This is a genomic window from Bartonella sp. AA81SXKL, from assembly GCF_042196945.1.
Classification (GTDB): Bacteria; Pseudomonadota; Alphaproteobacteria; order Rhizobiales; family Rhizobiaceae; genus Bartonella.
In genome coordinates this window covers 326-652 of the sequence record NZ_JBHIRH010000297.1, presented here as the reverse complement: position 1 = coordinate 652, position 327 = coordinate 326, and the positions used below count along the sequence as shown (strand labels likewise).

At 53.8% G+C, this 327-nt stretch carries 1 pseudogene; it reads right to left on the bottom strand.

The window, feature by feature from the left end:
- A pseudogene (locus ACFINZ_RS11235) lies at window positions 1-327 on the bottom strand (hypothetical protein); the annotation flags it as partial.

Here is a 327-nt window from a genome sequence, read left to right as displayed (position 1 = left end):
CGCCACCGCCACCGCCTTTGCCTAATTCAGCGCCGTTTCCTCCATTGCCACCATACTGGCTTTTTCCACCATTCCCTCCATTATTAGGTACACGACCATCACCTCCACTACCACCTCCACCTGCACCACCATAGCTACTATCCCCCCCATTGCCACCACGACCATTATTGGTACCACCGCCACCGCCTCCTCCTCCATGCCATGCATGGCTTTTTCCTGAAAAACCACTCTCGTTGTTGGACATAGAGCCACTACCACCTGAAACACCACCGCCACTATTCCCACCAATATAACCGTTATTTCCCTTGCCCCCGCGAGCTGTAAGAA